Origin of the sequence: Methylobacterium sp. 285MFTsu5.1 (assembly GCF_000383455.1) — a bacterium.
In the GTDB taxonomy this organism is placed as follows: Bacteria; Pseudomonadota; Alphaproteobacteria; order Rhizobiales; family Beijerinckiaceae; genus Methylobacterium.
Window position 1 is genome coordinate 17368 of sequence record NZ_KB911271.1, and the last position, 26327, is coordinate 43694.

The 26327-nt window shown below is 71.2% G+C and carries 26 protein-coding genes; 18 read left to right on the forward strand and 8 right to left on the reverse strand.

Annotated elements, in window-relative coordinates; translation table 11 throughout:
- Positions 1 to 185 precede the first annotated feature (185 nt).
- A complete protein-coding gene (locus tag H288_RS0104320; RefSeq protein ID WP_026604654.1) occupies positions 186 to 386 on the reverse strand; it encodes a hypothetical protein in 201 nt (66 codons plus the stop codon).
- Between the two features lie 191 nt (positions 387 to 577).
- On the opposite strand from H288_RS0104320, the gene H288_RS0104325 reads away from it, so the two are divergent.
- The 3 genes from H288_RS0104325 (at position 578) to H288_RS0104335 (ending at position 2454) form a co-directional block, all read left to right on the forward strand.
- Complete coding sequence (locus H288_RS0104325) at positions 578 to 820, forward strand: hypothetical protein (protein ID WP_020091367.1); 243 nt, start codon at positions 578 to 580, stop codon at positions 818 to 820.
- A gap of 51 nt (positions 821 to 871) precedes the next feature.
- Entirely contained in the window at positions 872 to 1072 is a 201-nt protein-coding gene (locus H288_RS0104330) for a hypothetical protein (protein ID WP_026604655.1), read from the forward strand.
- Positions 1073 to 1173: 101 nt separating this feature from the next.
- Positions 1174 to 2454: an O-acetylhomoserine aminocarboxypropyltransferase gene (locus tag H288_RS0104335; RefSeq protein WP_020091369.1), complete on the forward strand. Its 1281-nt coding sequence runs from the start codon at positions 1174 to 1176 to the stop codon at positions 2452 to 2454.
- A gap of 128 nt (positions 2455 to 2582) precedes the next feature.
- Here H288_RS0104335 and H288_RS0104340 read toward each other — a convergent pair whose 3' ends face one another.
- The gene (locus H288_RS0104340; protein WP_020091370.1) at positions 2583 to 4370 is read right to left on the reverse strand and encodes an acyl-CoA dehydrogenase C-terminal domain-containing protein; all 1788 of its coding nucleotides are present in this window, start codon (positions 4368 to 4370) and stop codon (positions 2583 to 2585) included.
- A gap of 301 nt (positions 4371 to 4671) precedes the next feature.
- Between H288_RS0104340 and H288_RS0104345 the strand changes: the two genes are divergently transcribed.
- Both H288_RS0104345 and H288_RS0104350 read left to right on the forward strand, forming a co-directional pair.
- Positions 4672 to 7941, forward strand: a complete 3270-nt coding sequence (locus tag H288_RS0104345; RefSeq protein ID WP_020091371.1) for a tetratricopeptide repeat protein — start codon at positions 4672 to 4674, stop codon at positions 7939 to 7941.
- Positions 7942 to 8079: 138 nt separating this feature from the next.
- On the forward strand, positions 8080 to 8517 hold the full coding sequence (locus H288_RS0104350) for a DUF3429 domain-containing protein (protein ID WP_020091372.1): 438 nt from the start codon (positions 8080 to 8082) through the stop codon (positions 8515 to 8517).
- Between the two features lie 31 nt (positions 8518 to 8548).
- Here H288_RS0104350 and H288_RS0104355 read toward each other — a convergent pair whose 3' ends face one another.
- Positions 8549 to 8779 (reverse strand): hypothetical protein, encoded by a 231-nt coding sequence (locus tag H288_RS0104355; RefSeq protein WP_020091373.1) that lies wholly within the window; start codon positions 8777 to 8779, stop codon positions 8549 to 8551.
- A gap of 150 nt (positions 8780 to 8929) precedes the next feature.
- Between H288_RS0104355 and H288_RS0104360 the strand changes: the two genes are divergently transcribed.
- The 3 genes from H288_RS0104360 to H288_RS0104370 all read left to right on the forward strand — a co-directional run bounded on the left by H288_RS0104360 (position 8930) and on the right by H288_RS0104370 (position 10639).
- Positions 8930 to 9658: an autoinducer binding domain-containing protein gene (locus tag H288_RS0104360; RefSeq protein WP_020091374.1), complete on the forward strand. Its 729-nt coding sequence runs from the start codon at positions 8930 to 8932 to the stop codon at positions 9656 to 9658.
- 175 nt (positions 9659 to 9833) lie between these two features.
- Positions 9834 to 10457 (forward strand): acyl-homoserine-lactone synthase, encoded by a 624-nt coding sequence (locus tag H288_RS0104365; RefSeq protein WP_026604656.1) that lies wholly within the window; start codon positions 9834 to 9836, stop codon positions 10455 to 10457.
- A gap of 2 nt (positions 10458 to 10459) precedes the next feature.
- Positions 10460 to 10639, forward strand: coding sequence for a hypothetical protein (locus H288_RS0104370; RefSeq protein ID WP_020091376.1), 180 nt, complete (start codon positions 10460 to 10462; stop codon positions 10637 to 10639).
- A gap of 78 nt (positions 10640 to 10717) precedes the next feature.
- On the opposite strand, the gene H288_RS0104375 is transcribed toward H288_RS0104370, so the two are convergent.
- The gene (locus tag H288_RS0104375) at positions 10718 to 11932 is read right to left on the reverse strand and encodes an NADP-dependent isocitrate dehydrogenase (RefSeq protein WP_020091377.1); all 1215 of its coding nucleotides are present in this window, start codon (positions 11930 to 11932) and stop codon (positions 10718 to 10720) included.
- A 206-nt stretch (positions 11933 to 12138) separates the two neighbouring features.
- Here H288_RS0104375 and H288_RS0104380 point away from each other — a divergent pair, with 206 nt between their 5' ends.
- Positions 12139 to 12924, forward strand: a complete 786-nt coding sequence (locus H288_RS0104380) for an RNA methyltransferase (protein WP_020091378.1) — start codon at positions 12139 to 12141, stop codon at positions 12922 to 12924.
- On the opposite strand, the gene H288_RS0104385 is transcribed toward H288_RS0104380, so the two are convergent.
- Complete coding sequence (locus H288_RS0104385) at positions 12925 to 13110, reverse strand: hypothetical protein (RefSeq protein ID WP_020091379.1); 186 nt, start codon at positions 13108 to 13110, stop codon at positions 12925 to 12927.
- Positions 13111 to 13237: 127 nt separating this feature from the next.
- Here H288_RS0104385 and ccmA point away from each other — a divergent pair, with 127 nt between their 5' ends.
- The 6 genes from ccmA (at position 13238) to H288_RS0104415 (ending at position 19229) form a co-directional block, all read left to right on the forward strand.
- The gene (gene ccmA / locus H288_RS0104390) at positions 13238 to 13876 is read left to right on the forward strand and encodes a heme ABC exporter ATP-binding protein CcmA (protein ID WP_020091380.1); all 639 of its coding nucleotides are present in this window, start codon (positions 13238 to 13240) and stop codon (positions 13874 to 13876) included.
- Positions 13873 to 14541, forward strand: a complete 669-nt coding sequence (ccmB, locus tag H288_RS0104395; RefSeq protein ID WP_026604658.1) for a heme exporter protein CcmB — start codon at positions 13873 to 13875, stop codon at positions 14539 to 14541. Before ccmA ends, ccmB begins: the two co-directional genes overlap by 4 nt.
- Before the next feature lie 311 nt (positions 14542 to 14852).
- Positions 14853 to 15119: a 30S ribosomal protein S20 gene (gene rpsT, locus H288_RS0104400; RefSeq protein ID WP_007561677.1), complete on the forward strand. Its 267-nt coding sequence runs from the start codon at positions 14853 to 14855 to the stop codon at positions 15117 to 15119.
- A gap of 489 nt (positions 15120 to 15608) precedes the next feature.
- Positions 15609 to 17105 carry a chromosomal replication initiator protein DnaA gene (gene dnaA, locus H288_RS0104405; protein WP_020091382.1) on the forward strand — a complete coding sequence of 499 codons (1497 nt, stop codon included), beginning with the start codon at positions 15609 to 15611 and terminating at the stop codon, positions 17103 to 17105.
- Between the two features lie 279 nt (positions 17106 to 17384).
- On the forward strand, positions 17385 to 18593 hold the full coding sequence (locus H288_RS0104410; RefSeq protein WP_026604659.1) for an acetyl-CoA C-acetyltransferase: 1209 nt from the start codon (positions 17385 to 17387) through the stop codon (positions 18591 to 18593).
- A gap of 120 nt (positions 18594 to 18713) precedes the next feature.
- A complete protein-coding gene (locus H288_RS0104415) occupies positions 18714 to 19229 on the forward strand; it encodes a hypothetical protein (RefSeq protein WP_020091384.1) in 516 nt (171 codons plus the stop codon).
- Between the two features lie 30 nt (positions 19230 to 19259).
- Here H288_RS0104415 and H288_RS0104420 read toward each other — a convergent pair whose 3' ends face one another.
- The gene (locus H288_RS0104420; protein WP_020091385.1) at positions 19260 to 20039 is read right to left on the reverse strand and encodes an EAL domain-containing protein; all 780 of its coding nucleotides are present in this window, start codon (positions 20037 to 20039) and stop codon (positions 19260 to 19262) included.
- 113 nt (positions 20040 to 20152) lie between these two features.
- Here H288_RS0104420 and H288_RS0104425 point away from each other — a divergent pair, with 113 nt between their 5' ends.
- Complete coding sequence (locus H288_RS0104425) at positions 20153 to 22354, forward strand: 3-hydroxyacyl-CoA dehydrogenase NAD-binding domain-containing protein (protein WP_020091386.1); 2202 nt, start codon at positions 20153 to 20155, stop codon at positions 22352 to 22354.
- Here the strand turns inward: H288_RS0104425 and H288_RS0104430 are convergent.
- Positions 22324 to 23286 carry a LysR substrate-binding domain-containing protein gene (locus H288_RS0104430; RefSeq protein ID WP_234081146.1) on the reverse strand — a complete coding sequence of 321 codons (963 nt, stop codon included), beginning with the start codon at positions 23284 to 23286 and terminating at the stop codon, positions 22324 to 22326. The two genes, H288_RS0104425 and H288_RS0104430, sit on opposite strands and share 31 nt — an antisense overlap.
- Positions 23287 to 23471: 185 nt before the next feature.
- Here H288_RS0104430 and H288_RS0104435 point away from each other — a divergent pair, with 185 nt between their 5' ends.
- Complete coding sequence (locus H288_RS0104435; protein WP_020091388.1) at positions 23472 to 24356, forward strand: amino acid ABC transporter substrate-binding protein; 885 nt, start codon at positions 23472 to 23474, stop codon at positions 24354 to 24356.
- Positions 24357 to 24371: 15 nt separating this feature from the next.
- The gene (locus H288_RS0104440) at positions 24372 to 25430 is read left to right on the forward strand and encodes a GntG family PLP-dependent aldolase (protein WP_020091389.1); all 1059 of its coding nucleotides are present in this window, start codon (positions 24372 to 24374) and stop codon (positions 25428 to 25430) included.
- Positions 25431 to 25436: 6 nt separating this feature from the next.
- Here the strand turns inward: H288_RS0104440 and H288_RS0104445 are convergent, their stop codons facing one another.
- Positions 25437 to 26306, reverse strand: coding sequence for a 3'-5' exonuclease (locus H288_RS0104445; RefSeq protein ID WP_020091390.1), 870 nt, complete (start codon positions 26304 to 26306; stop codon positions 25437 to 25439).
- Positions 26307 to 26327: the final 21 nt, after the last annotated feature.

The window sequence follows — 26327 nt, forward strand, 5'->3', positions numbered from 1 at the left end:
ACGGTTCGTGAGCATCGTCAAGGTTGTATTTGAGGACGGCCTCGACGGCCGCGCGCGAGGCGGCGGACCGGTCCGCGCGAAATGCAGCAGGAGCGTCTGACATCGGCGGACCGGCGCGGCGCGGGAGCACCCGCGCACAATCCACATGGAAGGTCGTGCCCGCTCCTGCCGGTTCCGGCCGCAGCCTATGCCACCTGACCGTCGGCGAAATGCTCGCGCATCCAGCACTCTCCGGAGATCCGCGCTCCGTTCTGCGTTACGAACGCGTAGGGTGAGTGCTCCACCACCGCGCCGCCGCGGCTGCGGATGATCCAGCGGAAACACCGCGGATCGTCCACGCACGGGACGATCTCGACGGTATGCGAGCGCGTGATTTCGGTCGTCATGACCGTTAAACGCTCGAGCGCGGGACTCCGCTCCACGGATCGTGTGTGGAAGGTTACCGAGCTGTGTGGGCGCGCACGCGATTTGGACCTGTCCGTCAGGTTCCATGGCCGGAACCTTCCCCGCCGAGGCCCGGTTCGGGCCCCAGCCCTCCGGCCGGGCGCGACCCGGCTCCGAGCGACAAGGATGCTGAATGCCGATCAAGGCCCTCAACGACCGCAAGAAGCTGTCGAACGACTTCAACGAGGCCAACGACGCCTTCATCGACGAGGTGCTGAGCGCGCTCCAGGGCGGTCGGATCCCCGTCGATCTTGCCCGCGCCTACCTCGCGCATCCGGTCGCGATGATGCACACGGACGGGGCGCAGGCCGTCGCCAACTACTTCGAGCGCATGCTGGCCCAGCGCCCGAACATCGACTGGACGCCGGGCGCCTGAGCGCGGCGAGGCACCCCGACGAGAAGGAGCGCGGATGACCGCCGCGACGAGATCGAGGATCTGAACCGGGCGCGGGCCGCCCTGGCCCGCCAGCGGAACGCCATCGCGCGGCGCCTGGGCGGCCTCGACCTGGCGCCGATCTCCATGGCCGAGGACCTGACCCGGACCCTGCTCGCCATCGAGGCCGTGGACCGTGCGCTTGTCGATGCGGGCCAGCCGCATATCGACATCGGCCATCGGCCGGACGCCTAGGGATTGCGGCGCGCCCGGTCGCGGATGAGTCTTCGCGTCCGAGTCTTGCGCCGCACTCCCTGGCGTGCGTACAGGCTCGGATGCTCTGAGGAGACCCGACGATGTCCGACCGCATGCCCGGCTTCAACACGCTGGCGATCCACGCGGGCGCCGCCCCCGACGCGGCCACCGGCGCGCGGGCGACGCCGATCTACCAGACCACCAGCTTCGTGTTCGACGACGTCGACCACGCCGCGTCGCTGTTCGGGCTCCAGGCCTTCGGCAACATCTACACGCGGATCACCAATCCGACGAACGCTGTCCTCGAGGAGCGCATCGCGGCGCTCGAAGGTGGGACCGCGGCCCTGGCGGTGGCCTCCGGCCACGCGGCCGAGTTCCTGACCATGCACGCCCTGATGCAGCCGGGCGACGAGTTCGTGGCCTCCAACAAGCTCTACGGCGGCTCGATCAACCAGTTCAACCACTCGTACAAGAACTTCGGCTGGTCGGTGGCCTGGGCCGACAACGACGACCCCGCCTCCTTCGAGGCGGCCATCACGCCGCGCACCAAGGCGATCTTCTGCGAATCGATCGCCAATCCCGGCGGCGTCATCACCGACTTGGCAGCGCTGTCGCAGATCGCCAAGAAGCACAACATCCCGCTCGTCGTCGACAACACCATGGCGACGCCGTACCTGATCCGGCCGTTCGAGCACGGCGCCGACATCGTGGTGCACTCGGCGACCAAGTTCCTCGGCGGCCACGGCAATTCGATCGGCGGCCTGATCGTCGACGGCGGCTCGTTCCAGTGGGCCGGCGACGCGCGCTACCCGATGATGAGCCAGCCGCGGCCGGAATATTCCGGCATGGTTCTGGCCGAGACCTTCGGCAATTTCGGCTTCGCCATCGCCTGCCGGGTGCTGGGCCTGCGCGATCTCGGGCCGGCGCTGTCGCCGTTCAACGCGTTCCTGATCCTGAACGGGATCGAGACGCTGCCGCTGCGCATGCAGCGCCACTCCGACAACGCGCTGACGGTGGCCAAGCACCTGTCGACGCATCCGGCGGTGTCGTGGGTCAGCTATCCCGGCCTGGAGACCGACCGGTACCATCAGCTCGCCCGGCGCTACACGCCGAACGGCGCGGGGGCCGTCTTCACCTTCGGGCTCAAGGGCGGCTACGACGCGGGCGTCAAGCTGGTGTCGAGCCTGCAGCTGTTCTCGCACCTCGCCAATATCGGCGACACGCGCTCCCTGATCATTCACCCGGCCTCGACGACCCACCGCCAGCTCACCGACGCGCAGAAGACTGCCGCGGGCGCGGGACCCGACGTGGTGCGGTTGTCGATCGGCCTGGAGGATCCGGCCGACCTGATCGAGGATCTGGACGCGGCACTCGGTGCGTGAGCCCGGCGTCATCGCGAGCGCGGTGAAGCGATCCTGGATTGCTTCGCTCCGCTCGCAAGGACGGCGGTGCTTCCAGCGATCTGACCAGAAGCCGCCGGCTGGCGCGAGGCGCACAGCCGGCGGGCTGCTCAGAACGCCTCCGCCTCCAGCGCCATGGTGCTCTCGGCCCCGGCCTTGATCCGGTTGAGGCGCAGGGCGGTCTCCGGCAGCATCCGCTCCATGAAGAACCGGCCGCTCGTCAGCTTCGACTCCCAGCGGGGGGAGGGGGCCTCGGCGTGCTTGGCCTGGGCGGCCTTTGCGATCTTCGCCCACATGTAGCCGAGGGCCACGAGGCCGAAGAGGTGCATGAAGTCGGTCGCGCCGGCGCCGGCATTGTCGGGCTTGCTGAACGCGTTCTGCATCAGCCACATCACGGCACCCTGGAGGTCGTTCAGCCCGGCCTGGAGTGGCTTGGTGAACGGCGCCATGGCGGGATCCTCGCCGTGGTCCTTAAGGAAGGTCTGGACCTCGCCCAGGAACGTCATCATCGCCCGGCCGCCGTCCTTCGGCAGCTTGCGGCCGATCAGGTCCATGGCCTGGATGCCGTTGGCGCCCTCGTAGATCATGGCGATGCGGGCATCGCGCACGAACTGCGACATGCCCCATTCCTCGATGTAGCCGTGGCCGCCGAGGAGCTGCTGGGCCTCGACCGCGTTGGCGAAGCCGCGGTCGGTGAATACGCCCTTCACCACCGGGGTCATCAGGCCGAGATGGTCGTCGGCGGCCTGCCGCTCCTTGGCATCCTCGGAGCGGTGCAGGATGTCGGCCTGGAGCGCGGTCCAGAGCATGAGGGCCCGGGCCGCCTCGTTGAAGGCGCGGATCTGCATCAGCGTGCGGCGCACGTCCGGATGGACGATGATCGGGTCGGCGGCCTTCTCGGGCGCCTTGGCGCCGGTCAGGGCGCGGCCCTGGAGCCGGTCCTTCGCGTAGGCGGCGGCGTTCTGGTAGGCGACCTCGGACTGGCCGAGGCCCTGGACGCCGACGGCGAGCCGCGCCTCGTTCATCATCACGAACATGGCGTTGAGGCCGCGATTCTCCTGGCCCACGAGCCAGCCCGTAGCCCCGTCGTAGTTCATCACGCAGGTGGCGTTGCCGTGGATGCCCATCTTGTGCTCGAGGGAGCCGCAGGACACGCCGTTGCGCGCCCCGAGGGACCCGTCGGCGTTCACCAGGAATTTCGGCACCACGAACAGCGAGATGCCCTTTGTGCCGGCGGGCGCGCCCTCGATCCGCGCGATGACGAGGTGCACGATGTTCTCGGCGAGGTCGTGCTCGCCGGCCGAGATGAAGATCTTGGTGCCGGTGATGCTGTACGAGCCGTCGCCGTTCGGCACGGCCTTGGTCTTGAGAAGCCCGAGATCCGTGCCGCAATGCGGCTCGGTCAGGTTCATGGTCCCGGTCCAGGCGCCCTCGACCATCTTGGGCAGGTACAGCGCCTTCTGCTCCTCCGAGCCGTGGACCAGCAATGCGGCCATCGCGCCCTGCGTCAGGCCGGGATACATGCCGAAGGCGAGGTTCGCGCCCGAGGCGAATTCCTGGATCGCCGTGTTCAGGGTGTGCGGCAGGCTCTGGCCGCCATAGGCCTCCGGCACCGACAGGCCCATCCAGCCGCCGCTGGCGTAGGTGTCGTAGGCGGCCTTGAAGCCGGTCGGCGTGCGCACCGTCCCGTCGGCCTCGCGGCGGCAGCCCTCGACGTCGCCCGTGCGGTTGAGCGGGGCGAGCACCTCCTCGGCGAGCTTCGCCCCCTCGCGCAGGACGGCCTCGACCACGTCGGGCGAGGCGTCGGCGAAGCCCGCTAGGTTGTCCCGGGCATGGAAGCCGAGGACGTCGGTGAGCAAGAACAGCGTATCCTCGACCGGAGCGCGATACTGCGGCATCTCTGGCTTCCCCCGTCTGGTGCGGGCCTCTCGGAACGGCCCGCCGCGTTGGCCGCATGTAAACGCCGCGCCGCTCCCGGAGCAACGGCTTCGCCCGCCCGGAGCGCGACAGGCGCGGCCGTTCCTCAGCAGCCGCGTGGTCGCGGCCATTACCGGGCCCATCAAACCTTAACTTCGTGTTTACCAAGAAAGTTAATGGTCACGCTCGAACGATCCGACGCGTGCGTCCGTGGATACCGAATTCCGGTCCCGCTCTGCGCCGAGGAAACGGACGCCGAACGCTGCCGACGACAGGCCACCGATGACCCGCAACGCGATGCCGCAGCTCGACAGTTTCGATCCCGAGGTGCTCGACGCGGCCCGCGACGTGGCGGCGCGGGCCGGGGTCCCGCTCGAGACCTGGATCGCGTCGGTGGTGCCGCAGCAGCAATCGGCCGGTCAGGGAAATCGCCGGCACCGGCGGCGCCACCGCGCCGAGCAGCTCGCCCTCGGCGGCAACCGGCCGGAGGCCTCGGCCGAGCGCGCCCTCCCGCCGGCCTCGCCCGACCAGCGGGCCCACGGGACAGCGCCGCGCGCCGAGGGCTATGGCGACGGTATCGCCGCTCTGATGGACCGCCTCGACGGTCTCGACCGCGCCCTCGACCACGAGCGGCGCGCCGCCCAGGACGCCGAGGCGCGCCGCCTCGCGGAGATCGAGGCCCGCATCGAGCGCGCCCTGAAGTCGGCCCCCGTCCAGCAGGTCACCGAGCGGCTCGGCGACATCGAGCGCCGCATGTCGCAGCTCGGCGAGCAGGTCGCCGCGACCCGGCCGCCCGGCCGTCGCCCGCGTCCCGCCGCCGCCGACATCCGCAGCGCCGTCCAGGACATCCGCCAGCGCCAGCGCGAGCTGGCACAGGGCGCCGAGCCGGCGCTCGCCGCGTCCGCGGCCGATGGCGGCGTCGTCGCCAGCATGCGCCTGGACCTCGCCCGCCGTCTGGAGGCGCGGATCGAGGAGGGCGTCGCCCCGTCGACCGCCCTGATCGAGCTTCAGGAGGAGACCACGCGCCTGCGGGAGGCGATCAACCAGCTCGCGACGAGCCGGGACATCGGCGCCCTCGAGCAGGCCGTCGTCACCCTAGCGAGCGGCATCGAGCGCGCCCAGGCGGGGACCGATCTCACCGCCATCGCGGTGCCGATCGAGCAGGTCCGGGCCCAGGTCGAGCGCCTCGCCGAGGAGGTGGCCGAGAACGTCCACAGCCGCGTCGCGGAGGACGTCCGGCGCCTCGCCGAGCGCCTCGACACCGCCGCCGCGACCGGCGCCGCCGGTCCGGACGACCGGACCCTCGCAGGCCTGTTCGCCGAACTCGAGGAGATCCGCCGTCAGATCGCCGCGCTCGCCGGCCCGGAGCGCATCCAGGGTCTCGCGCAGAGCCTGCAGGCGGTGAGCGCGCAGATCGCCCAGCTGCAGCGGACGGCCGCAGGCCCGGACCTCCGGCCGATCCTGGAGGAGATCCGCAGCGACGTGAAGATCGCCGCGCCGGCGGCGCTGGCGGAGCAGATCCAGGCACTCGCCGAGAAGGTCGACGTGCTCTGCGCGCGGGACGACTGGTCCGAGCGCACCGGCGACGTGAACGTGGCCCGCTCGGGCGACATGGCCTCCATCCACGCCATGCTCCGCAGCCTCGCCGACAAGGTCGATCAGGTCGGCACCAGGTCCGAGCACGAGGGCCTCGACGCCCTGGAGCGGCAGGTGGTCTCGCTGGCCGGCCGCCTCGACGCGCCGCACAGCGCCGATCCGGCGCTGGCCGGGCTGGAGCGCACGATGAGCGACCTGCTGCGGCAGGTCACGGCGCTCCGGGAATCGGCGCCGAGCGAGGCCGCGATGGAGCGCGCCGCCCGCAACGCCGTCGCGCAGAGCCTGCAGACATCCGGCCTCGGTGCCGCCGAGTCGGGCGAGATCGGCCTCCTGCGCGCCAGCCTCGCGGACATGCAGGCCCGGCAGGTGGCCTCCGATCAGCGCCTCGGCGCGACCCTCGACGGGGTTCAGTCGGCCCTGGAGCGGCTCCTCGTCCGGCTCGGGCCCGCCGAGACCGTCCCGGCGCGGGGGCCGTCCCTCGACGAGCGCCTGATGTCGTCTACGAGCCCGGATGTGGCCCTCGCGCCCGTCGAGGCGCGCGCAAGGTCGCGGCGCGACAATGCCGAGGCATCCCGCCTCGCCGACGACCTTCTGGAGCCCGGCAGCGGCCGGCCGCCGCGCGAGCCGCGCGCGGCCCGCGAGCCCTCCGCCCGCCGGGCCGCGCAGGAGCGCCTCGGCGACGTCGTCGCCGCGCGATCCGCGGCCGACTCCAAGTCCGAGACCGACATCAAGACCAGCTTCATCGCGGCCGCGCGCCGGGCGGCCCAGGCTGCCCAGGCGGAGCTGGCCACCGAGGCGCCCGCCGAGCGCCGGGAAGCCCGGAGTGACCGGGTCGCCGCTCTCCAGGGGGCAGCGACCGGCCGCCTCGGACGGTTGCGCGCCGAGATCGATCGCCGGCGCCGGCCGCTGCTGCTCGGCCTCGCGGCCATCGTGCTGGCTCTCGGCGCGCTCCAGGCGATCACCATGCGCGGCGCGGACGAGCCGCGGCCGGCGGCTCCGACGAGCCAGGTCGCGCCGTCCCGCGGCGATGCCGCGGAGGTCCAGAAGGACAATGCGGACGTCTCCAAGGACGCTTCGAAGGACGCTTCGAAGGACGCCGCCAAAGAGAGCGCGGAGTCGAAGCCGGCGCCGGCTGATCCGACGACGACCCAGTCTCTGCCCAACTCCGTTCCCCCGGACGCCCGGCCCAATGCCAAGGCGGCGGTGCCGCAGGTCTCGGGGATGAACAGCCTGCAGGCCGAGTTCGGCAACCTGCCGCCGGCGCTGGCGAAGGTGAAGCTCGCCGCCCTCGATGGTGACGGCGCGTCGATCTGGGACCTCGCCACGCGGGAGGCCGATGGCCGCGGCATGCCGCGCGATCTGTCGATCGCCGCCAAGCTCTTCGAGAAGCTGGCCGCGGCCGGCTACGCGCCCGCCCAGTACAAGGTCGCGGGCCATTACGAGAAGGGTTCGGGCGTCGTCCGCGACCTCGACAAGGCGAAGCTCTGGTACGGCCGCGCCGCCGAGCAGGGCCACGCCCGTTCCATGCACAATCTGGCGGTGCTCTACGCCGAGAACCCGGCCGCCAACGGCAAGCCGGATTTCGCCTCCGCGGCCTCGTGGTTCCGGCAGGGCGCCGAGTTCGGCGTCCGCGACAGCCAGTACAATCTCGGCGTCCTCTACGCGCGCGGCCTCGGCCTGACGCAGGACCTGATCCAGTCCTACGCGTGGTTCTCCGCCGCCGCGAGCCAAGGCGACGACGATGCCGGCAAGAAGCGCGACGACGTGGCCAACAAGCTCAGCCCCGCCGATCTCGCCAGCGCCAAGAGCCTCGCGGCGAACTTCAAGCCGCGAAAGATCGACGCGGCGGTCAACGAGCCGCCCGCGCCGAAGATGCCGGCGAGCGCGCCGATGTCCCTCCTCGGCGCGCCGATGCCCGGCGCTGTCCCGTTCACGGCGCCGCCGCGCCGGAGCTGACGCCGCTGCGGGCCCGCGGCCCGGCCGCGGGTCCGACCTTGACCGCCACGCCGCGATGCGGGAACGCTGCGGCAGGGCGGCGTCGGACCGGGGTCGGATCGCGCGGGTCGCCAACCCTTGCCGATGCCCGGAGGATGGATGGCGCACCGGAACTCTGTCCCGATCGGCGCAATCGTTCTCGGCGTGGCCGGACTCATCCCGTTCCTGGGCTTCGCTGCCCTTGCGGTGTCGGGCACGGACGGCGGCCTGAGCAGCATCGGCCTGTCGCCGCGCACCATCCTGTCGGCCTACGGCGCCGTGATCGCCTCGTTCCTCGGCGGGATCCGCTGGGGCGCCGCCGCGGCGCGCAATGGCGGCAACGGCGATTATCTCGTGGCCATCGTGCCATCCCTGGTCGCCTGGGCCGCGATGGCCGCCCCCGCACCGTGGGACCTGCGCATCCTCGGCGGCCTCGTGCTCGCCTGGGGCCTCATCGATCAGGATCTGCCCCGCCGCGGGCTCACGCCCCTCTGGCTCGGCCGCCTGCGCTTGGTCCTCTCAGGCGTCGCCGGGGCCGCGCTCCTCGTGGCGGCCTGACCGCGGAGCGGCGGGCGTGCGGCACGCGCCGTCAGGTCTCGCGGCTCATCTCGCGCAGCAGGTTCAGGACGGCGGTGCGCCGCGCCGGCGACTTGATCGCCTGGAACAGCGCGGCGACCTCCGCGCAGTCGCGCGCGTCCTGGTCCGCCGCGGTCTCGTCGGGCCGCTCCGTCTGGAGGAAATAGGTCGGACAAACATTCAGCGTGGCTGCGATCCGTTCCAGTAGCCAGCGCGTCGTCGGCGGGGTCGCGTCGTCAGTCATACCGTTGAAACTCGCACTCCGCCCGCTGGACCGATTCAAACGGCAGAGCTTTCCGCGGCTACCCTAGCCTTTCAGCGGCGGCGATGCCATCCTCAGGTTGCGTTCGACTCATCATTTGTCGCAGTGCGTGCATCAATTTCGAGCTAGGGCATGCCGCATTCGAAGCACCTCGACAGGACCTTCAGCGTGTTGCGCGATCTGGAACGGGCCGCATCGCCCGACGAGATCGCGCGGCTCCTGGTCGACGCCTTCACCCGCTACGGGGTCTCGTACATCATGGCCGGGATCGTCCCGGAACCCGGCCTGCCGAAGCGGCGGCACGCCGGGTTCGTGCTCGCGAGCACCATGCCGGAGGGCTGGGCCCGCCGGTACGTGACGCAGGGCTACGCGCTCCACGACCCCACGGTCCGGCGGCTGTGCACCACGGCGACGCCGTTCGACTGGAGCGCCGTGCTGCCGGATACCCCGACGGCCGGGCGCGTCATGAACGAGGCCGGCGATTTCGGCATACGCGCGGGCATCACGATCCCGTTCGTGACCCTCGACGGCGAGCCGGGCGGGATCAGCGTCTCGGGGGAGCGGATCGAGATCGATCCGGCCGAGCGCGTCGCCCTCAACCTCGTCGCGACCTACGCGGTCGGTCAGCTGCTGCTGATGAACAGCCGGCCGGCTGGGCGCGCGCCGGTGCGCCTCTCGCCGCGGGAGCGCGAGACCCTGCAATGGGCGGCGGAGGGCAAGACCGACGTCGAGATCGGCATCGTCATGGGCATCACTGCCGCCGGCGTCGACTACCATCTGCGCTCGGCCCGGGCGAAGCTCGACACCGTCAACCGCGCCCACACCGTGGCGCAGGCGCTCCGAGCGGGTCTGATAACCTAGAGAACGCGCCACGCAGTCCGCACATTCCGCGGCCCGGCATCGGTGAACGCGGTTCGCACCGCGGCAAGTCCTTGGCGCCGCTGCCGGCTGCGCTCGCGGACCCTACGGTTTCTCGTAGTACACAGCCCCCGGTGAAACGACGAAAACTCACGCCAGACCAACGTGAGGTTTGCTCGTGATCCACATCGTCACCCCCGCCAACGCGGATCGCTACGCCGACGCGATGGAGCAGGCCTGGCGCCTGCGCCACGACATCTTCGTCGCCGAGAAGGGTTGGAGCGAGCTGGCTAGGCCGGACGGCCGCGAGATCGACCAGTTCGACACGCCGCACGCGATCCACTTCCTCGCCATGGAGGACGACACCGTCGTCGGCTACAGCCGGCTCCTGCCGACCACGCGCCCGCATCTCCTGTCGGACGTCCTGCCGCAGCTCTGCGAGGGCGAGCGGCCAGTCGGCCCCCAGATCTGGGAGTGGACCCGCCAGGGCGTCGCTCGCTCGCACCGGGCCAAGGGCCGCGTCGTCAATCCGGTCTCGATCGCGCTGCTCACCGGGATCGTGGAGTGGGGCCTCGCCCACGGGGTCAACAGCCTGCTGCTGCAGATGCCGACCCTCTACATGATCCACGTCATCCAGCTGCATTTCCGCCCGCAGCCGCTCGGCCTGCCCGTCCAGATCGCCGGCGAGGAGATCATGGCCGCGACCGCCCGGTTCGACGCCCGCACCCTGGCCAAGCTCCGCGCCGTCCGCGGCGACAGTCGCTCGGTCCTCGTCTCCGAACCCGCTTACCTGGTGGCCTGAACATGATCTTCGACAGCAAGGATACCGCGCTGGACGCGCTCGCCGCGCAGTGCCTGCGGGTTCGCGAACTCATCGACTCGGTCGGCGATCCGCTGATGCGGGCCGCCATCGACCTCCTGCTTCTCGAGGTCGCCCGGGCCCTCGCCCAGACGGGTCCGCAGGACCAGGCGAGCGGCGCCTGAGGCGCCGGCGGCACGCGGATGTGAAAGCGGCGGCCGTCCCGGAGGGCGCCCGCCGCTTTTCGCGTCGAGGCTGGAGCCTCAGGCGCCCATCGCGGTCTTCAGGTTCTGGTCAACCTTGTCGAGGAAGCCGGTGGTCGAGAGCCACTTCTGGTCCGGTCCGACGAGGAGGGCGAGGTCCTTGGTCATGTGGCCGGCCTCGACCGTGTCGACGCAGACCTTCTCCAGGGTCGCGGAGAACTTCGCCAGATCGTCGTTGCCGTCGAGCTTGGCGCGGTGCGACAGGCCCCGGGTCCAGGCGAAGATCGACGCGATCGAGTTGGTCGAGGTCTCGCGGCCCTTCTGGTGCTCGCGGTAGTGGCGGGTGACGGTGCCGTGCGCGGCCTCGGCCTCGACGGTCCGGCCGTCCGGCGTCATCAGCACGGAGGTCATCAGGCCGAGGGATCCGAAGCCCTGCGCGGCCGTGTCGGACTGCACGTCGCCGTCGTAGTTCTTGCAGGCCCAGACGTATCCGCCCGACCACTTCAAGCAGGAGGCCACCATGTCGTCGATCAGGCGGTGCTCGTAGGTGATGCCGAGCGGCTTGAACTTCGACTCGAACTCCTCCTCGTAGACCTTCTGGAACAGGTCCTTGAACCGGCCGTCATAGGCCTTGAGGATCGTGTTCTTGGTCGACAGGTAGACCGGGTACTTGCGCGCGAGGCCGTAGTTCATCGAGGCGCGGGCGAAGTCGATGATCGACTGGTCGAGGTTGTACATCGACATCGCGACGCCGGCCTCGGGGAACTTGAACACCTCCTTCTCGATGACCGTGCCGTCATCGCCCTCGAACTTGATGGTCAGGCGGCCCTTGCCGGGCACCTTGAAGTCCGTGGCGCGGTACTGGTCGCCGTAGGCGTGGCGGCCGATCACGAAGGGCTGGGTCCAGCCGGGCACCAGGCGGGGCACGTTCTTGCAGATGATCGGCTCGCGGAAGATCACGCCGCCCAGGATGTTGCGGATCGTGCCGTTGGGCGAGCGCCACATCTCCTTGAGGCCGAACTCCTGCACCCGCTGCTCGTCGGGGGTGATGGTGGCGCACTTCACGCCGACGCCGTGGCGCTTGATCGCCTCGGCGGCGTCGACCGTGACCTTGTCGTTGGTGGCGTCGCGGTGCTCGACGCCGAGGTCGTAATACTCGAGATCGACGTCGAGATAGGGGTGGATGAGCTTGTTCTTGATCTCGGCCCAGATGATCCGGGTCATCTCGTCGCCGTCGAGCTCGACGACGGGGTTCGCTACCTTGATCTTCGCCATGGACCGATGCCTTCCCGCGTTGTCCCCGCGCACGGCATGCAAGGGCCGTGCGGTCGTTGTCCCGAGTGGCCTGACGGGCGCCCCGGGCCGGAATCGCCCCGCGACATAGCGCGGCCCTTCCGGCGACGGAAGGCGCTCGCTGTCATCCGGGCGGCATCGTCACTCGGCCCTCGACGGGTGCGGGCCCGCCGTGCCAGACGGCCGCCATGACGAGCCGAGACGCACAGGGCGACGCCCCCGAGGTTTTCCCGAGGAAGGTCACCGAACTGCCGCCCGGGATCGCCCCCGCGGTGATCCTGGTGGAGCCGCAGCTCGCCGAGAACATCGGCATGACCGCCCGTGCCATGGCGAATTTCGGCCTCTCGGAGCTGCGCCTCGTCAACCCGAAGAACGGCTGGCCCAAGAAGGGCGTGCGCGAGGCGGCCTCGGGCGCGACGCACGTCCTGGACGCGGCCACGATCTACGGCAGCGTCGCCGACGCCATCGCCGACTGCCGGTACGTGCTGGCGACCACGGCGCGGGAGCGCGGGCAGATGAAGCGGGTCTTCGCGCCCGAGGAGGCCATGGGCGAGCTCGCGGCCCGTGAGGGCCAGCGCACCGCGGTGATGTTCGGCCGCGAGCGGGTCGGCCTCACCAACGACGAGGTGTCGCTCGCCGATGCGATCGTCACCTTCCCGGTCTCCCCGGACTTTCCCTCGCTCAACCTCGCCCAGGCGGTGCTGCTGGTCGGCTACGCGTGGCGGCAGGCGAACGGCCGGGCGCGCCTGCCCTTCACGGGCGAACTCCTGTCGCCGCCGGCGACCCGCGAGGCGCTGATCGCGCTGTTCGGAAGCCTGGAGGCGGCGCTCGACGGGGCCGGCTTCTACCCGCCGGAGAAGAAGGAGATCATCGCCCGCAACATGCGCGACATGCTTCACCGCATGTGCCTGACCGAGCAGGATGTGCGGACGTTTCGCGGGGCGCTGCGGGCCCTGGCGCGGAAGGGCGGCTGATCAGCCGGAGGCCGGCTTCATCTCCGGCGGCTTGCCGCCGCCGAAGCAGCGGCCGACCGCCTCCCAGAACGCCGTCTGCTCCTCGGGGGTGCACTGCGCCATGCGCGCCTCGACCTTGGCGCGTCCGGCCACCGCGTCGGGCGTCGCGGCGACCTCGGTCTCGCTCGGGTTTCTCGCCTCGGCCATGGGCAATCCTCCGTTGCAGAACGAAAGCGCAGCTGGGCCGTGCGGTTCCGTTCCGCGGCGCAATCGGGCATGGAGTCGGCGATTGGCCGAGCGGCCGCGCGGTGGCGGGACGAGGGCGGGGTATCGGGTGCGGCTCAGCGTGGACAATCTGGCCTGCCGCCGCTCCGGCCGCCGCATCTTCGCCAATCTGTCCTTCGCCCTCGGACCCGGCGACGCCCTGGCGATCACCGGGCGGAACGGCGCGGGCAAGTCGAGCCTCCTCGCCATCCTGTCGGGCCGGCTGCGGGCCGATGCCGGGCGGGTCGACGTCTCCGACGTCGGCGAGGCGAGCCTGCCCGAGTGCCTCCACGCGGTCGGCCACCGCGACGGGCTGAAGAGCTCGCTCACGGCGGGCGAGAACCTCCTGTTCGCCCAGCGGCTCCTGGGCGCGCCGCGCCTGGACCCGCGCGCCGCGCTGGTGCGGCTCGGCCTCGGCCACGCGCACGACCTGCCGGTGGCCTATCTGTCGGCGGGCCAGCGGCGGCGCGTGGCCCTGGCGCGGCTCCTCGTCTGCGCCCGTCCGCTCTGGCTCCTGGACGAGCCGACCGCCGCCCTCGACACGGCCTCGCAGGCGGTGCTCGCCGAGCTGATGGAGGGCCATCGGGCCGGCGGCGGGCTCGTGATCGCCGCCACCCACCAGTCGCTCGGCCTCGCCCGCGCGGCGGAGCTGCGCATCGAGACCGCTGCCGCGGCGCCGGTCGCGGACGTGCTGGAGGAGTGGGCGTGATTCGCGCGGTCATCGCCCTCGTCGCCCGCGACCTGCGCCTCGCCGGCCGGGTCGGCGGTTCCGGCGCCCTGTCGCTGGTCTTCTTCCTGATGATCGTCGCGCTGGTGCCCTTCGCCCTCGGGCCCGATCTCAACCTGCTGTCGCGGATCGGCCCGGCGATCCTGTGGCTCGCCGCCGTTCTGGCGACGCTGATCGGCCTCGACCGCCTGTTCCAGGCCGACGAGGAGGACGGCTCCCTCGACCTGATGACCGCCGCGCCGGTGCCCCTCGAGCTTGTGGTGCTCGGCAAGGTCGCGGCGCACTGGCTGACCACGGGCCTGCCGCTCGCCCTGGCCGCGCCGCTCTTCGGGCTGCTGGTGGCCCTCGACGGCACCGCCATGGGCGCGACGTCCCTGACGCTGCTCGCCGGCACCCCGGCCCTGAGCTTCATCGGCGCGGTGGGCGCGGCGCTCACCGCCTCGATTCGCCGGGGCGGCCTGATCCTGGCCGTGCTGGTCCTGCCGCTGATGATCCCGACGCTGATCTTCGGCGTCTCGGCCGCGCAGGCGGCGAGCGGCGGCACGGTGCCGTTCCTCGTGCCGCTGGCGGTGCTGGCGGCGCTGACGCTGATCGCCGCCGTGGTCGGGACGCTGGCGGCGGCGGCGGCCCTGCGCTGGCCCGAATAGCCGGAGCGCTCCTGCGAGAGCCGGCCGGCGCCCGTCATCGTCGCGGCGATGCGGCCTCCCGCGATCCGACGTCTTCGGGGAGGTCTGCCGGATGCGTCTCGGCGCCCGGACTGAGGCCGAGGCCCGCGATCCGGTTTCGCCTCCGAGCGCGTTGACGCGCGGCGCCCCCCTGACTATAGAAGCCGCTTCGCCGAGGGGCCGCGCTTTCGCGCGCGTTGCGTCTCGGCCATCGCCAGACAACCTGACGCGACGACCGATTTCCGGCACAGCCGGCCCGTCGGCATCGCCCGACGAGAAACACGAGGACGTACATGGCCAACACCGCTTCGGCCAAGAAGATGACCCGCAAGATCGCCAAGCGCACGGCGATTAACCGCTCACGCCGCTCGCGCATGCGGACCTTCGTCCGCAAGGTCGAGGAGGCCATCGCCACCGGTAACCAGCAGGACGCGCTGGCCGCCCTCCGCGCCGCCGAGCCCGAGATGATGCGCGCCGCCCAGCACGGCATCGTTCACAAGAACAACGCCTCGCGGAAGGTCTCGCGCCTTGCCGCCCGCGTGAAGGCGCTCGCCGCCTAAGACGCCACGCACCACCGAGACGGTCTCGAGCCCGGCCTTCGCGCCGGGCTTTTTCGTGCGCGCTGTCCGGATCGGGCCGCGCGCTGCCGGCGGCGCCATGAGTCGAAAGCGTTAACCCTATCCAAGAATCGGCACGATTGCGGTTCCCGGAAACGGCGTGTAACTTAACAGAAACTGACAGCGGACAAGCAAAACACGACGATTTCGGGACTCCAGCGAATCGATCTGATTCGCCAAGACTCTAGCCGCCGTGTTCAGCTCCCGCCGGAACACTTGCGAATGGGAATCGGCGCCGTCCCCACAAGTCCCACTGTTAAAGGAACCGTAGGTAATTGTTGATAGGCTCTCCCAATCGGCAAAAGTTCCTCGCGGTGGGGTTGACTCCGTCCAGAGGACTCTGTCCCGCCCGTTCTTGCGGGACGCTGAGGGCGTAATTCGTGCGTACGCGCCGCCTGCGGGATTCCGTGGGCAGCGTCGGGAGAGCCAGTGATGCGTGTCGACGGAACGGTGGCGAGCGACGACGACGGGGGCCGCAACGGCGGCGGCAACACGGATTACGGGTCTGCCTGGGCCCGGGTGAAGCGCCGGCTGCGGGCCGAACTCGGCGAGGACGTGTTCGCCAGCTGGTTCGCCCGGCTGGAGCTGGAGGCCGTGGCCGGCGGAACGGCCCGCCTGACGGTCCCGACCCGCTTCCTCAAGAGCTGGATCGAGTCGCACTACCTCGACCGCGTCCTCAACACCTTCAAGGCCGAGGTCGAGGAGATCGCGCGGATCGAGGTCGGCGTGCGCGGGACCGGGGCGCCGGTCCGTCCGGTCGCCGTCGGAGCCGCGAAGGCAGGCCCGGTCAGCGGCCCGCTCGCCCGCCTCCACGCGACCAGCGCGCCGATGCCGGTCGCCGCGGTCGCGCCGACGCCCGAGGCGCGCGGCGCCGAGGCCGGCGGTGACCTGAGCGGCACGCCGCTCGACGCGCGGCTGACCTTCGCGAGCTTCGTGATCGGGCGCTCGAACGCGCTGGCGCACGCCGCCGCCGAGCGGGTCGCCAACCATCAGGGGGAGGGCGCGCTCTACAACCCGCTCTACCTCCACGCGGGCGTCGGGCTGGGCAAGACACACCTGCTGCACGGGATCGGCCACGCCGCCCGCGAGGCCGGCCGCCGGGTGATCTACCTGACCGCCGACCGCTTCATGTACGGTTTCGTCAACGCCCTGAAGACGCAGTCGGCGCTCGCCTACAAGGAGCGGCTTCGCGGAATCGACCTTCTGATCCTCGACGACGTCCAGTTCATCCAGGGCAAGTCGATCCAGGCCGAGTTCGGCCACACGATCAACGCGCTCATCGATGCCGGCCGTCAGGTCGTCGTCGCCTCCGACCGGCCCCCGACCGAGCTCGAGGCCCTGGACGAGCGGGTGCGCTCGCGGCTCGGCGGTGGCCTCGTGGTCGAGATCACGGCCCTCGACGAGGCTTTGCGCGTCTCGATCCTGTCGGCACGCCTCGCCGCCGTGCGGGCCGCGCATCCGGGCTTCGACGTCTCGCCGCAGGTGGCGGCCTACGTGGCCCGCGCGATCACCGCCAACGGCCGCGACCTCGAGGGCGCGGTCAACCGCCTGCTGGCCCACGCCACGCTCACCGGCACCGCCGTGACGATGGAGACGGCCGAGAGCGCGATCCGCGACCTCGTGAAGAACCGCGAGCCGAAGCGGATCAAGATCGAGGACATCCAGAAGCTGGTCGCCTCGCGCTACAACGTCTCGCGGTCCGACATCCTGTCGGAACGGCGCACCGCCGCGGTGGTGAAGCCGCGCCAGATCGCCATGTACCTGTCGAAGGTCCTGACGCTGCGCTCGCTGCCGGAGATCGGCCGCCGCTTCGGAGGCCGCGACCACACCACGGTGCTGCACGCCGTACGCAAGATCGAGAAGCAGATCGGCGAAGATTCGGTGCTCGGCGACGAGGTCGAGCTGCTGAAGCGGATGCTTCAGGACTAGTCGAACGCGCGAGATTTCCCGCATCGCATCCGGGCTGAGTTTGCTCTTTCAGGAGCAGGTTCGATCCGGGCGGGCGCGGGGACGGCCGGGCACCCGGCTGATCTGGCCGAGCCCGGACGAGCACGACCAAACCACCCCCGCTGTCACGCGCCCTTCGCCGGCTCCCCGCTATCGGGGCTGGCCGAGGGCGCGCGCGCCGTGGCAGACTGGCGCGAACCGAGACGGCCCTGTAAGGCCGCGTCGCCGACCGGCGAAGATCGACGCCCCGGGGGAGTGCTGATGACGGACGCCTTCATCTACGACCACGTTCGCACGCCGCGCGGGCGCGGCAAGGCGGACGGCTCCCTCCACGAAGTCACCGCCCTGCGGCTTGCCGAGACGGCGCTCCGCGCCCTCAAGGACCGCAACGGACTCGATACCGGCCTCGTCGACGACGTGGTGCTGGGCTGCGTCGATCCGGTGGGCGAGGCGGGGGGCGACATCGCCCGCGCCGCCGCCCTCGTGGCGGATTACGGCGCGCACGTGCCGGGCGTGCAGATCAACCGCTTCTGCGCCTCCGGCCTCGACGCGGTGAACTTCGCCGCCGCGCAGGTCATGAGCGGCCAGCACGAGATGGCGGTGGGCGGCGGCGTCGAATCGATGAGTCGCATCGGCATCGGCGCCTCGGGCGGCGCCTGGCCGGTCGACCCGGCGATCGCCATCAAGTCCTACTTCATGCCGCAGGGCGTCTCGGCCGACCTGATCGCCACCAAGTACGGCTTCACGCGGGACGATTGCGACGCCTACGCGGTCCGCTCTCAGGAGCGCGCGGCGAAATCCTGGGGTGAGGGGCTGTTCGACCGCTCGGTGGTTCCGGTCCGCGACGTGAACGGCATCACGCTGCTCGACCGCGACGAGCACATGCGTCCAGGCACCGACATGCAGTCGCTCGCCGCGCTGAAGGCGTCGTTCGTGCAGATGGGCCAGATGGGCGGCTTCGACGCCGTCGCGACGGACGCGCATCCGGACGTGGAGAGCGTGGAGCACGTCCATCACGCCGGCAACTCCTCCGGCATCGTCGACGGCGCCGCCGCCGTGCTGATCGGTTCCCGCGCTGCCGGCGAGGCTGCGGGCCTGCGCCCGCGCGGCCGGATCCGCGCCTTCGCCAATATCGGGTCCGACCCGGCCCTGATGCTCACCGGGCCGGTGGACGTCACCCGCAAGGTCCTGGCGAAGTCGGGCCTGAGCCTGTCGGACATCGACCTGTTCGAGGTCAACGAGGCCTTCGCGGCCGTGGTCCTGCGCTTCTGCCAGGCCTTTGACCTAGACCCGGAGGCGGTCAACGTGAATGGCGGGGCCATCGCCCTCGGCCACCCGCTCGGCGCCACCGGCGCGATGATCCTCGGAACCGCGCTCGACGAGCTGGAGCGGACCGGGAAGGAGCGCGCGCTGGTCACTCTGTGTATCGGCGCCGGCATGGGCACCGCGACCATCATCGAGCGGGTGTGAATCCCCGCGCGCCCGGGAGCGGCGCCGCGCCGCTCCCCAAAGTCCGGGAACGCTGCTAGAGGCGCGGGCGACGCTCGGCCCTTTCGCGGTCCGGACGATAAAACAACGGGAGACAAGCCCTTGAACCGCCTGATTGCGACGCTCTGTCTGGGCGTCACCCTGAGCCTGCCGGTGGCCGCCCGCGCCGATGACGCGGCGGACCGCGTGGCCGCGGCCACCAACCTCGTCAACAAGACCCTGATCAAGAACCTCCAGACCGGGTTCAACGTCGCCCTGGAGAAGACCGTCGCGCCGATGCCGGAGGCCCGCGCCGAGGCCGTGCGCAAGGAGCTGCTGGACGAGTTCGAGAAGCAGCGGACCCTCATGGTCCAGGGGCTCTCGAAGGACTACGCCGAGAAATTCAGCCTCGCCGAGCTCAAGCACCTCGACGAGATCTACTCGGACCCGACCTACCTCAAGTTCCAGACGATGAACGCCGACCCCAACTCGTCGGTCACGGCGATCTCGCAGAACTCCGTCACCAAGCTGCTCAACATGCTGGCGGTGGCCGCGGCGACCGACAACGGACCGAAGCCCGGCGCCCCGCCGGTGCCGACGGTTCCGCCGGCCGCGGCTCCGGCCCCGGCGCCGAAGTAGGCGATGAGCGCCGCGCGCGTCGGTCCGGCGTCAGGCCGCGCGCGCGGCCACCATGGGGGTGAAGCCCGCGACCGGGGGCAGCCCCTCCAGGAGGGGCTTGGCGAAGTGGTAGCCCTGGACGAGCGTGATCCCGATGCTGCGCAGGGCGTCGAGCTCCGCCGCGGTCTCCACGCCCTCGGCGAGCACCGCCACGTCGAGGGCTCGGGCGATTGCGACCACGCCCGAGACGATGGCGTAGCGCCCGGCGTCGCTGTCGAGGCCGCGCAGCACGTCCATGTCGATCTTGATCAGGTCGGGGCGGAAATTGGCGAGCAGGCTCAGGCCCGCGAAGCCGGCGCCGAAATCGTCGAGCGCCGTCAGGAACCCCTGCTTCCGGTAGGCGGCGACGATGCCCTTGACGTGATCGATGTCTCGGAAGCGCTCCTGCTCGGTGAACTCGAACATGATCCGCCGGTGTGCGAAGTCGATGCGCCGCGCCGCCTCGAGCGAGGCGCGGATGCAGGCATTCGGCTCGTAGACCGCGTTGGGCATGAAGTTGATCGACAGCCGCGTGGCGCTGTCGCGGGGAAACAGCGTGCCGGCGAGCTCGATCGCCTTGACGCGGGCGGCCTGGTCGAACTGGTAGCGGGTCTCGTCGGTCACCCGGTCGAGGATCGTGTAGGCCGGCTCACCCTTCGGGCCGCGCACCAGCGCCTCGTAGGCCCAGACGCTGCCGTCCGCGAGGTCGAGGATCGGCTGGAACGCCATCGTGAAGTCGAAGTCAAGCTTGGTGCCGGCGCGACAGGCGCGGCAGCCGGAATCCTTCGTCATGTGCGGCTTTCGGTGAGTGACCCCGGCCGGCAGACAATGGCCGGACGCGCTCAACACAACCTTAATGCAAGTGCGCCGGCGGATCGTCGGCGGAACCCAGGGAGGACGGCACCGTGACGCTGACCGATTTCCGCTTCGAGACCGATCCCGACGGCGTCGCTCTGGCGACCTGGGACATGCCCGGCCGCTCGATGAACGTGATCACCGAAGGTGTGATGGACCAGCTCGAGCAGATTATCGAGCAGGTCGCGTCCGACCCGGCGATCAAGGGCTGCGTCATCGCCACCGGCAAGGACAATTTCTCCGGCGGCGCCGATCTCACCATGCTCCAGGGCCTGGGCCGGGCCTACGAGCAGCTGAAGGCCGAGCAGGGCGAGGAAGTGGCGATGCGCCACTTCTTCGAGGCCTCCCGACGCCTGTCGCTGCTGTTCCGGCGGCTGGAGACCTGCGGCAAGCCCTTCGCGGCGGCGATTCAGGGCCTGTGCCTGGGCGGCGCCTTCGAGCTGGCGCTGTCGTGCCATCACCGCGTCGCCTCCGACGACGGGAAGACCCGGGTCGGCCTGCCGGAGATCAAGGTCGGCCTGTTCCCGGGCGGCGGCGGCACGCAGCGGGTCGCCCGCCTGATGCAGACCGGCGACGCCCTGCAGATGCTGTTCAAGGGCGAGCAGATCCGCGCGCCCATGGCCAAGGGCATGGGGCTGATCCACGCGGTGGCGCCGCAGGCCGAGATCGTGGAGCGCGCCAAGGCCTGGATCCGCGAGGGCGGCTCGGCTGTGGCGCCCTGGGATGTGCCGAAGTTCAAAGCGCCGTCCGGCAAGGTTTACTCGCCCGCCGGCATGATGATCTGGCCGCCGGCCAACGCCATCTACCGGCGCGAGACCCACGACAACTACCCGGCTGCCAAGGCGATCCTGGCCTCCGTCTACGAGGGCCTTCAGCTGCCGATGGACCTCGCCCTGCGGGTCGAGAGCCGGTACTTCGCGCATATCCTGCGCTCGACCGAGGCGGCGGCGATGATCCGCACGCTGTTCATCTCCATGGGCGAGCTGAACAAGGGTGCGCGCCGCCCGAAGGACGTGCCGGCCACGAACCTGCGCAAGGTCGGCGTGATCGGCGCCGGCTTCATGGGCGCGGGCGTCGCCTACGTCACCGCCCAGGCCGGGATCGAGGTGGTGCTGGTCGACCAGTCGGTCGAGGCGGCCGAGAAGGGCAAGGCCTACGCCCACACGCTCATCACCGGCCAGATCAACAAGGGCCGCGCCAAGACCGCCGACCGGGAGGCGCTGCTCGGCCGGATCCAGGCCACGGCGGATTACGGCGCCCTCGCGGAGTGCGACCTCGTGATCGAGGCCGTCTTCGAGGATCCGCGGGTGAAGGCCGAGGTGATCCAGAAGGTCGAGGCGGTGATCCGCCCCGACGCGATCTTCGCGTCCAACACCTCGACCCTGCCGATCACCGGCCTGGCCAAGGCGTCGCAGCGGCCCGCGCAGTTCGTCGGCATCCACTTCTTCTCGCCCGTGGAGAAGATGATGCTCGTCGAGATCATCAAGGGCGAGGCGACCGGGGACGCGGCGCTCGCCACCGCTCTCGACTACGTGCGGCTGATCAAGAAGACCCCGATCGTCGTCAACGACGCCCGCGGCTTCTTCGCCAACCGCTGCGTCGGCGCCTACATCCTCGAAGGCCACAAGATGCTCTTCGAGGGCGTGCCGCCGGCGATGATCGAGAGCGCCGGCCGCCAGGCGGGCATGCCGGTCGGGCCGCTGTCGCTCAACGACGAGGTCGCCCTCGACCTCGTGCTCAAGATCGCCAAGGCCACCGAGGCGCAGGTCGGGCAGGGCGCCGTCGACCCGGCGCAGAAGGCGGTCCTCGCCGAGATGGTCGAGAACCAGGGCCGGCTCGGCCGCAAGAACCGCAAGGGCTTCTACGACTATCCCGAGGGCGCGCCGAAGCGCCTCTGGCCCGGCCTGAAGGACCTGCAGCCGAACCGCCTCGACCCCGACGCCGTCGACTTCACCGAGCTGAAGCAGCGGCTCCTGGTGGTCCAGGCGCTGGAGGCCGCCCGCACGGTCGGCGAGGGCGTGGTCACCGATCCGCGCGAGGCCGATGTCGGCTCGATCCTCGGTTTCGGCTTCGCGCCGTTCACCGGCGGGACCCTGTCGTACATCGACTTCATGGGCGCGGCGGCCTTCGTCGACCTCGCGCGGGCGCTCGAGGCCAAGCACGGGCCCCGTTTCCACGTGCCCGACAACCTGGCCGCGATGGCCGAGCGCGGGGGCACCTTCTACGCCGGCGCCGAGAAGCGCGCCGCCTGAGCGACGTCGGCCGGACGCCCGCCCGCGGCGTCCGGCAGCTGGGCGAGCTCCTCCAGCAGGACCGTCCGCGCGCAGGCGCCGAAGGCCCGCATCAGCCGCCCCCGGGCGTGGTCCGGGGGGAACAGCAGCGCGAAGTGCACCGGGAGCGCGGGGGCGAAGGGACGGATCGCGATCGGCGAGACCTTCGCCTCCTCGTGGGCGGCCAGCGGGTTCATGACGCTGACCCCGAGCCCGGCCGAGACGAGGGTGCAGATCGAGGCGCCGAGGCCGGCCTCGGCGGTGATGGTCAGGCCGATGCCGGCGGCCTCGAAGACGGCCTCGGTCCGGTCGCGCAGGGCGCTCCCGAGCGACGCGGCGACGAAGGGCACGCCCTGAAAATCCGCGGGCGCGAGCGATTCCCGCGCGGCGAGGGCGTGGTCCCGCGGCAGGACGGCGACGCAGGCGCGCGTCTCGACATGCTCGGCGCGCGCCTCCGGGGCGTCGCCGTACAGCATCGTCAGCGCGGCGTCGCAGGAGCCGGTGGCGAGCCAGTGGTTCACGGTCTCGTCGTCGCCGGAATGGATCGCCACGATCACGTCCGGATGCGCGGCGCGGAAGCGCACGACCGCGCGCGCGAGGAGCCCGCCCGCCAGTCGGGGCATCGCGGCCACCCGCAGCCGCTCCGCCCCGAAGGCGCGGATGCGCGCGGCCGCCGATTCCAGGCTCGTGAGGCCCACGAAGGCGCGCTCGACCTCCGCGTGGAACCGCGTCCCGTCGAGGGAGGGCACGACCCGGCTCCCGCTCCGGTCGAACAGGGGCAGGCCGGTGATCGCCTCCAGCTGCGCGATCAGGCGGCTGACCTGTGGCTGCGAGGTGTGGAGCCGGCGGCTCGCCTCGGTCATGGACCCGGTGGCCACCACGGCCCGGAAGGCCTCGATGTGCCGGAAGGTCATGCGCCGCTCGGCCATATCAGATCCGTATGCTCGGCAGGTGAATCGGCATTGGACGCACGCGCGCGGCCGCTCCTAGGATCAGTCGGCAAAGCTTCGGGCCGACTCCCCGTCGGGGCGGCCGGGCGCTGCGCCAGTTCAGACATAGCGAGGGGGTTCGGATCGTGTCGAGGACGCTGCCGCTTCTGTTGGCCACTCTGTGCTGGGCCGGCCTCGCCGCGCCGTCGGTCGCCGAGGGGCGCCTCGACAAGATCCGCGCGACCGGACAGATCAGCCTCGGCTTCCCGGACGCGTCGCCGCCCTTCGGCTTCCTCGACCAGAACGCCAAGCCGGTCGGCTATTCGCTGGAGATATGCGAACACGTCGCGCAGAAGCTCAAGGCCGCGCTCGGCCTGCCCAGGCTCGAGGTGCGCCACGTGCCGGTGATGTCGGCGACCCGGATCCCGCTGATCAACAACGGCACGATCGACCTGGAATGCGGCACCGCCAGCAACCTGCCCGAGCGGCACAAGCTGGTCTCGTTCGCGCCGACCACCTTCGTGGCGCAGGTGGTGCTGGTGGCCAAGAAGGACACGCCGGTGGATGTCGACGACATCGCCTCGTTCCGCGGCAAGGCCATCTCGGCGCAGGCCGGCGGCGAGACCCAGCGCGTCGCCACCCGGATCAACGTCCGCGACAAGCTCGACATCCAGGTGATGCCGGCCAAGGACACCGCCGAGGTGTTCCTGCTCGTGGAGACCGGCCGCGCGGCGGGCGCCATCAACGACGACGCCCTGGCCCACGCCACGGTTGCGGGGGCCAAGCGGCCGGCGGATTACAAGATCGGCACCAAGGGCCTGGAATTCGCGCCCTACGGGATCCTGGAGCCGAAGGACGACGCGGCCTTCAAGGCTGCGGTCGACAAGGCGGTGGTCGAGCTGATCCAGGACGGGACCGTGGCGCGCCTCTACGGCAAGTATTTCGAGCAGCCGATCCCGCCGAAAGGTATCAACTTGGAGTTGCCGATGAGCGACGTGCTCAAGCGGGCCCTGGCCAACCCCACCGATTCCGGTGACGAGGCGGCCTACCGGTAGGGCGGCGAGACCGACATGCGAGACGATCACGGCGAAGCCACGGACGCGCCGTCCGCGGTCGACCTGCGGAGCGACACCGTCACGCGGCCGACCGAGGCGATGTACGCCCGGATGCGGTCGGCGCCGCTGGGCGACGACGGGCTCGACGCTGACCCGACCGCCCGCGCGCTGGAGGAGACCGCCGCCGCGATGCTCGGCAAGGCGGCGGCCCTGTTCGTGCCGAGTTGCACGATGGGCAATCTGCTGGCGATCCTGGCCCAGGTTCAGCGCAGCGAGCAGGTCCTGCTCGAGGCCCAGGCCCACATGCTCCACACCGAGCGCGGCGCCGCCACCCTGACCGGGGCGTTCCTGGACGGGATCGCCGGGACCGACGGTGCCATGGATCTCGACCGGCTCGAGGACGCCCTCCGGCCGGGCGCGAGCCCGCTGTCGACGGCCATGATCGCGCTGGAGACCTCGCACAACGCCGCCGGCGGCACCGTGCTGCCGCCGGACCATATGGCCGCGGTGGCGGAAATCGCCCGCGCGCGCGGCATAAAGGTCCATCTCGACGGGGCCCGCCTGTTCAATGCCGCCACCCATCTCGGGGTCGCGTCGGCGGACCTCGCGGCCCATGTCGATACTGTGTCTCTGTGCCTCTCGAAGGGCCTCAGCGCCCCGGTCGGCGCCGTGCTCGCCGGCGACGGACCGGTGATCGCGGCGGCACGGCGCCTGCGGAAGATGATCGGCGGAACGCAGCGGCAGGTCGGGATCGTGGCCGCCGCCGGCCTGGAGGCGATCACCGTCATGGGCGCGCGCCTCGTCGAGGACCACGACCGGGCCCGGCAGCTGAGCGCCGGGCTGAACGCCGTGCCGCGCCTCGCGGCGAACCTGCCGCAGACCAACATCGTGCAGGTCGACCTCTCTCGGACCGGGCGGGACAGCGCGCGCTGGGTCGCGGATCTCGACGCGGCCGGCATCCGCACGCGCCCGCTCGGCCCGCGGCGGCTGCGGCTCGTCACGCACCGGCACATCGCGGCGGCCGACATCGACCGCGCCGTCGCGGCCTTCCGCGCCTGCCTCGACGCGGCCTGAGCCCGGTCAGGCCGCGCCCGCGACCCGGGTCTTCGCGCCGAGCATGCGGGCGAGGAGCACGACGTCGCCGGCATTGTCCGAGAGCAGGTCGGTGATGTCGCCGACCTCCAGCGCCTTCACGTGGCGGCAGCGCATGCCGTAGCGGCCGGCCGTGCAGGTGCAGCGCAGCTCCGGGCCCCCCGGCCGTTCCTCCAGGCTGACGTGGTAGCGGTTGCCGGTTGAGCCGCGCATGGCGAACCGCAGGGCCGCCGGCGTGTCGGGGAAGCTTGCCACGGCCCGGGCGCTGATCGCACCCGGCATGCGGCGCGGCACGGCTGGGCCGCCGACCGCCCGCGTGACCGGGAGGCCGAGCGCGGCCGCGAGGGCGTGCACGTCCGCGACCGCCCGCTCGCGCATCGCGGCGAGCGCGATCTCCGCGCAGGCGAAGGCGTCCTCGCCGGCGTCGTGGTGCTCGAAGCGGATGCCGAGGCGCCGCGCGACCTTGCCGAGCCCGCAGCCCTCCGGCGCCGGGAAGACCCGGCGTGCCACCTGGACCGTGCAGAGATAGGCGAGATCGGGGACCGGCAGGCCGGCCCGCGTCAGCCCGGCGCGCAGGACTCCGATATCGAAGCTCGCGTTGTGCGCCAGGATCAGCCCCCGCCCGAGATCGCCGAGATAGGGCGCCATGACGGCGGCGAAGTCGGGCTTGTCGGCGACGTCGGCCGGCAGGATTCCGTGGACGCGGATGTTGCCCGGTGCGAAGCGCATCTCGGGCGGCCGGATCAGGTGGCTCGCGCGGCGCACGACGCGGCCGTCGGCGATCCAGGCCAGACCCACCGCGCAGGCGCTGTCACGCCGCTCGTTGGCCGTCTCGAAGTCGAGGGCCAGGACCGTCATCGCGGTTCAACCATGCCGGGT